This window comes from Kitasatospora sp. NPDC056327 (assembly GCF_042261735.1).
Lineage (GTDB): Bacteria > Actinomycetota > Actinomycetes > Streptomycetales > Streptomycetaceae > Kitasatospora.
Genome location: NZ_JBHJRC010000065.1, coordinates 1 through 6,018, shown reverse-complemented (window position 1 = coordinate 6,018; position 6,018 = coordinate 1). Strand labels below are relative to the sequence as shown.

The window sequence follows — 6,018 nt, the reverse complement described above, 5'->3', positions numbered from 1 at the left end:
TTTTGACTTGGTCTTTGCAGAAGCCCCAAACCTTCTTCTTGGGCTGGCGTGCTGGCGGCTTCGACTTGGTGGGCGCCTTGGGGGTCCCCGGCGGGGGGGGCGTCTCGCGCCCCCCGCGACCGGGCCGCACGAAATCTGTCAGCTCTAGAACGGGGGCTCTTCCGAGAAGCCGCCACCGGACGGGGCGCCGCCCCAGCTGCCGCCACCCTGGTTTCCACCGGAGGAGGGGGTGCTGGACGCCCAGGGGTCGTCGGAGGGGCCGGACTGGCCGCCGGAGTTGCCACCCCAGCCGCCGCCCTGCTGGCCGCCACCGCCGCCGCCCCAGTTGCCGCCGCCCTGGCCGCCGCCCTGCGGGCCGCCGCCGAAGCCGCCGCCCTGGGGGCCGCCGGACCGGTTGGCCCGGGTGACCTTCGCGGTCGCCGAGCGCAGGCTCGGACCGACCTCGTCGACCTCGACCTCGAAGACCGTCCGCTTCTCGCCTTCCTTGGTCTCGTAAGACCGCTGGCGCAGGCGACCCTGCACGATGACGCGCATGCCGCGCTGAAGCGACTCGGCCACGTTCTCCGCCGGCTGCCGCCAGACGTTGCACGTGAGGAAGAGGCTCTCGCCGTCCTTCCACTCGTTCGTCTGGCGGTCGAAGGTGCGGGGAGTGGACGCGATGCGGAACTTCGCGACCGCCGCACCCGACGGGGTGAAGCGCAGCTCGGGGTCGTCGACGAGATTGCCGACGAGGGTGATGACGGTCTCGCCTGCCATGGTGGTGATGACCTCTCGGGAAGATGTCCGTTCACCGCTGTTTCACGTGAAACAGCGGTCGCGAGCTACCCGAGACCCGAAGGCCTCAGAGGTGGCTCAGTGGGTGTCCGGGCGCAGGACCTTGGTCCGGAGAACCGACTCGCTCAGGCCAAGCTGGCGGTCGAGCTCCTTGACGACCTCAGGCGTGGCCTGCAGGTCGATGACCGAGTAGATGCCCTCGGACTGCTTGTTGATCTCGTAGGCCAGACGGCGGCGACCCCAGGTGTCGATCTTCTCGACCTTGCCACCCGCATTGCGGATGACGGCGAGGAAGCTCTCGATCAGGGGGGAGACAGCGCGCTCCTCGACCGAGGGGTCGAGGATGACCATCAGCTCGTAGTGACGCATGAGTAACCCACCTCCTTTGGACTCAGCGGCCACGGTCTCTCCGTGGCAGGAGGGTTGTGCAGCGTCGGCACCGGAGCAGTGACGACACGGCCACCGTAGCGGCCGGGTCCGACAGTCCCGCCCCCGTGATCACCCGCGAGAGGGCACAGGGGGGCACAACTACACCAGTGCAGACGACACACCCTACCCGCACCCGGACGGCCGAACAAAACGCATAGGGGTTGTGAGACCGGCCCAACCGCCGCAATCTGGACGGAACGGGTTCCACGCCCGTTCGTCTCCACGCCAGGAGGTGGGACACATGGCCCAGACCGTCCACCGCATGCCCGCCCTCACCCTGAACACCGACGGACACCCGCACCCGCGGGAGAACACGCTGGTCGGCCTCACCGCCGTCCTGGGCGCGATCTCCTTCATCACCTCGTTCTTCCACAACCTGCACCTGCTGACCTCGTGGACCGGCCTGTTCGGGATCGTCACGGGTCTGCTCGGGATGTACGTCTCCGTCACCACGGCCGAGCGCTTCGTGCTGATGGTCACGCTCGGCGCCTCGGCGATCGGCTTCTACCTCGGCGTCGCACGCGGCGGTCTGTGGGGTTAGGGCCTCTCTCTCGGAGCACGTCGCCCGCCTGGCGTGATCCGAGGAGAGGCCCTGGCCCCACCTCCGCGAGGAACCCCCGGCGCCCCCGCGGCGTACTTGTCTTCAGGCGGACCGGTACGCGGCGGGGGCGCCGCCGTGCCCGCTGCCGACGGGAACCCGGACGATAGGGTCACCCCGAGAAGACGGGGCCCACCGCAGCCCGACCGACGAGGAGCACCGAGCATGAGCCTGCGCCTGAGGACGATCACCCGCGAGGAGCACCTCGCCTTCATCAGGAGCCGCGCCTCGGCGAGCCACATGCAGGTGCCGTCCTGGGGCGACGTGAAGGCCGAGTGGCGCACCGAGTCGATCGGCTGGTTCGACGAGCAGAACCAGCTGGTCGGCGCCGGCCTGGTGCTCTACCGGCAGCTGCCCAAGGTCAAGCGCTACCTCGCCTACCTGCCCGAGGGCCCGGTGATCGACTGGTTCGACCGCGACCTCGACCGCTGGCTGCAGCCGATGCTCTCGCACCTGAAGTCCCAGGGCGCCTTCTCGGTGAAGATGGGCCCGCCGGTGGTCATCCGCCGCTGGAACGCGCCGACCATCAAGGAGGCGATCGCCGCCAAGCAGGCCAAGCGCCTGCGCGACCTCGAAGCCGACTGGTACGAGCCGCGCGCCTTCGAGGTGGCCGACCGGCTGCGCAAGGCCGGCTGGCTGCAGGGCGAGGACGGCGGCGCCGGCTTCGGCGACGTCCAGCCGCGCTACGTCTTCCAGGTGCCGCTGGCCAACCGCTCGCTGGACGACATCCAGAAGGGCTTCAACCAGCTCTGGCGCCGCAACATCAAGAAGGCCGAGAAGAGCGGCGTCGAGGTCGTCCAGGGCGGCTACGACGAGCTGGCCGTCTTCCACCAGCTCTACCTGGTGACCGCCGAGCGCGACAGGTTCACCCCGCGCCCGCTCTCCTACTTCCAGCGGATGTGGAAGGCCCTCACCGTCGAGGACCCGAACCGGATGCGGCTCTACATCGCCTACCACGAGGGCGAGCCGCTGGCCGCGACCACGATGCTGGTCGTCGGCGAGCACGTCTGGTACTCCTACGGCGCCTCGGCCAACCACAAGCGCGAGGTCAAGCCGTCGAACGCGGTCCAGTGGCGGATGATGCGCGACGCCTACGCCCTGGGCGGCGGGGTGTACGACCTGCGCGGCATCTCCGACACGCTGGACGAGAACGACCACCTGTTCGGCCTGATCCAGTTCAAGGTCGGCACCGGCGGCCAGGCCGCCGAGTACCTCGGCGAGTGGGACTTCCCGCTCAACAAGCTGCTGCACAAGGCCCTCGACCTCTACATGTCGCGCCGCTGAGCAGCGCTCGCCGAGCCACCGAGCAGCCGTGCCCAACACCTCCTGGGAGATGACCCGATGACGCTGTCGCTCTACCTCGACACCGAACGCTGGCGCACCCACCAGCGCTCGGTCCTGGCCGAGTTCCCCGGGCTGGTGCCGGTGGCGAAGGGCAACGGCTACGGCTTGGGCAACCACCGGCTGGCCGAGGAGGCGACCCTCCTCGGCACCGGTGTGCTGGCGGTCGGCACCGCCTACGAGGCCGCCGACGCGGCCGACTGGTACGGCGGCGAGCTGCTGGTGCTCACCCCGTACCGGATCGGCGAGGAGGCGCTGCCGCTGCCGCACGCCCGGGTGATCCGGACGGTCGCCGGCCTGGACGCCCTGCGGGCACTGCACGGCGCCCGGGTGGTGGTGGAGTGCATGACCACCATGCGCCGGCACGGCGTCTCGGCGGACGACCTCCCGGCCGTCGCGGCCGAGCTGGACGGCGTCGCCTTCGAGGGCCTCGCGCTGCACCTGCCGATGGACCGGCCGGACGGTTCCAGCCCGGTCGAGGAGGTCGCGTACTGGGTGGAGACCGCCCGGGCCGCCGGCATCCCGGTGCACACCGTCTTCGTCAGCCACCTCGGCGCCGCGGGCATGGAGGAGCTGTCCCGGCGGTTCCCGGACACCGTCTTCCGGGCCCGGATCGGCACCCGGCTCTGGCTGGGCGACCACGGGGCGCTGGAGGTCCGGGCCACGGTGCTGGACGTCACCCCGGTGCGCAAGGGCGACCGCTACGGCTACCGCCAGCACCCGGCGCCGTCCGACGGCCACCTGCTGGTGGTGGCCGGCGGCACCGCGCACGGCATCGGCCTGGAGGCGCCCAAGTACGTGCAGGGCATGTCCTCCCGGGCCAAGGGCATCGCCCGGGCCGGCCTCGCGACCGTCAACAAGACCAAGTCGCCGTACCACTGGGCCGGCAAGCAGCTCTGGTTCGCCGAGCCGCCGCACATGCAGGTCTCGCTGCTCTTCGTGGACGGGGAGGCCAAGCCGCCGGCGATCGGCGACGAGCTCGGCCTCCAGGTGCGGCACACCACCACCCACTTCGACCGGGTGGTGGACCGCTAGTAGTGCTCCGGGGCCGCTCCCGCGGATCCCCGCCGGGGCGCGAGGCCGCGGCCCGGGCGGGAGGATCCACCGGACGGACCCTGCCCGTCAGACCACCGGGCCCGCGCCGCGGACCTCCTCGGCGTCCCTGACCTCCCCGCCCGGCTTCCCGGCCGGTTCCGCTGCCGGTTCCCCGGCGGGCGGCTCGTCGAGCCACCCCTCGGCGCCGGCCGGCGCGTACCCGGCGTAGCTCTCCTCCTCGCGCAGCCGGCGGGCGGTGCCGAGCACGAAGGCGTCCGGGGCCCCGTCGAGCACCCCGCCGGCCGGGTCGTCGCTGCCGTCCCAGCGCACCGGGTCGCGGTCCGGCAGCAGGATGTCCCGGACCACCACGCCGACCAGGTAGAGCGTGCCCAGCAGGTGCAGCACGATCGCGAAGTGGTACCAGGACTCGCCGAGGCCGTGCTGCTTGGGCCCGGTGACGAAGCCCAGGTGGGACCAGATGCCCAGGGTGTAGAGCACCTCGCAGGCCTGCCAGATCAGGATGTCCCGCCAGCGCGGCCGGGCCAGCACCGCGAGCGGCAGCAGCCAGAGCACGTACTGCGGCGAGTACACCTTGTTGAACACCACGAACGCGGCCACCACCAGGAAGGCCAGCTGGGCCACCCGCGGCCGGCGGGGCGCCGAGAGGGCGAGCCACGCTATCCCCGCGCAGCTCAGCACCATCAGGATCGCGATGAAGGTGTCCAGGTTGGCGAGGCCCGCGCCCCGGTTCTGCATGAGGACCAGCCACAGCGAGCCGTAGTCCTCGGTGCGGTGCTTGCTGAACACGTAGAAGGTCGACCAGCCCTGCCAGTTGGCCATCATGATCGGCAGGTTGACCAGCAGCCAGGTGAGGACGGCACCGCCGAGCAGGGCCCGCAGGTCGCGCCACCGGCCGGCCCGCCAGCAGAGCACCAGCAGCGGTCCCAGCAGCAGCACCGGATAGAGCTTGGCCGCGGTGGCCAGGCCGATGAACACCCCGGCCCAGACCGGGCGCGAGCCGGACCACCAGGCCAGCGCGACGGCGGTCAGCGCGACCGCCAGCAGGTCCCAGTTGACCGTGGCGTTGAGCAGCAGGGTGGGTGCCAGGGCGAACATCAGCGCGTCCCAGGGACGGCGCCGGTGGGTGCGCGAGAGCGCGACCACGGCGACCACCGCGCAGGCCATCAGCAGACCGGCGTTGATCGTCCAGAACCAGCGCTCCTGGTCCTGCAGCGCCCCGCCGCCGGGCGTCAGCCAGGCCGAGATCTGCATGAACAGACCGGTCAGCACCGGGTACTCCAGGAACTGCAGGTCACCGGTGCTGCCCGGGATGCGGTCCACGTAGGGGTGCAGGCCGGCCGAGAAGCCGCGCCCGGAGAACAGGTGCGGGATGTCGCTGTAGCAGCCGTGCACGTACTGCGGCGAACCCGGCTGGAACCAGGCCGCGTTGTAGCAGGGCAGCTTCTGCGCCATGCCCAGCACCGAGACCACGATCACCACCAGCGCCAGGAAGCGCGCCGGGATCCACCAGGAGACGCCGAGCAGCGCGCGCCGGCCGGGCGGCCCGCCGATCACCTCGCTGCCGGCCGCCGCGACCGGATCCTCGTCCGCCGGGACCACCACGGTGTTCACCTGCGGGCCGGAAACCGGCGGGGCCGGGGCCTCTTCGTCACGAGTGCTGGACGTCATGGCGGACATCCTGCCGCAACCCGCCCGCCCGTACGAGGAGGCCCCTGCCCCTTTTCCGGCGGCCCGCGGAGGTATTCCGGCCACCGGGCACCGGGGCACCGGCACGAATCGCTCCGAATACGGCGAAACGGCGGTGGGAGGCTCCGGAGAGC

6 protein-coding genes are annotated in these 6,018 nt (G+C 71.3%); 3 read left to right on the top strand and 3 right to left on the bottom strand.

The window, feature by feature from the left end:
- Positions 1–144: 144 nt before the first annotated feature.
- Together ACFCX4_RS12510 and rpsF are read right to left on the bottom strand one after the other, a co-directional pair.
- Complete coding sequence (locus tag ACFCX4_RS12510; protein ID WP_376141244.1) at positions 145–756, bottom strand: single-stranded DNA-binding protein; 612 nt, start codon at positions 754–756, stop codon at positions 145–147.
- Positions 757–852: 96 nt separating this feature from the next.
- The gene (gene rpsF / locus ACFCX4_RS12505) at positions 853–1,143 is read right to left on the bottom strand and encodes a 30S ribosomal protein S6 (RefSeq protein WP_376141242.1); all 291 of its coding nucleotides are present in this window, start codon (positions 1,141–1,143) and stop codon (positions 853–855) included.
- 301 nt (positions 1,144–1,444) lie between these two features.
- Here rpsF and ACFCX4_RS12500 point away from each other — a divergent pair, with 301 nt between their 5' ends.
- The 3 genes from ACFCX4_RS12500 (at position 1,445) to ACFCX4_RS12490 (ending at position 4,177) form a co-directional block, all read left to right on the top strand.
- Complete coding sequence (locus ACFCX4_RS12500) at positions 1,445–1,744, top strand: hypothetical protein (RefSeq protein ID WP_376141240.1); 300 nt, start codon at positions 1,445–1,447, stop codon at positions 1,742–1,744.
- A 222-nt stretch (positions 1,745–1,966) separates the two neighbouring features.
- A complete protein-coding gene (locus ACFCX4_RS12495) occupies positions 1,967–3,085 on the top strand; it encodes a lipid II:glycine glycyltransferase FemX (RefSeq protein WP_376141238.1) in 1,119 nt (372 codons plus the stop codon).
- A 57-nt stretch (positions 3,086–3,142) separates the two neighbouring features.
- On the top strand, positions 3,143–4,177 hold the full coding sequence (locus ACFCX4_RS12490) for an alanine racemase (protein ID WP_376141236.1): 1,035 nt from the start codon (positions 3,143–3,145) through the stop codon (positions 4,175–4,177).
- Positions 4,178–4,264: 87 nt separating this feature from the next.
- Here ACFCX4_RS12490 and ACFCX4_RS12485 read toward each other — a convergent pair whose 3' ends face one another.
- A complete protein-coding gene (locus ACFCX4_RS12485) occupies positions 4,265–5,866 on the bottom strand; it encodes a glycosyltransferase family 87 protein (protein ID WP_376141234.1) in 1,602 nt (533 codons plus the stop codon).
- Between the last annotated feature and the right edge of the window lie 152 nt (positions 5,867–6,018).

Coding starts and splice junctions, on each gene's coding strand:
- rpsF (WP_376141242.1), bottom strand. CDS start 1,143: ATGCGTCACTACGAGCTGATGGTCATCCTCGACCCCTCGGTCGAGGAG.
- ACFCX4_RS12500 (WP_376141240.1), top strand. CDS start 1,445: ATGGCCCAGACCGTCCACCGCATGCCCGCCCTCACCCTGAACACCGAC.
- ACFCX4_RS12510 (WP_376141244.1), bottom strand. CDS start 756: ATGGCAGGCGAGACCGTCATCACCCTCGTCGGCAATCTCGTCGACGAC.
- ACFCX4_RS12490 (WP_376141236.1), top strand. CDS start 3,143: ATGACGCTGTCGCTCTACCTCGACACCGAACGCTGGCGCACCCACCAG.
- ACFCX4_RS12495 (WP_376141238.1), top strand. CDS start 1,967: ATGAGCCTGCGCCTGAGGACGATCACCCGCGAGGAGCACCTCGCCTTC.
- ACFCX4_RS12485 (WP_376141234.1), bottom strand. CDS start 5,866: ATGACGTCCAGCACTCGTGACGAAGAGGCCCCGGCCCCGCCGGTTTCC.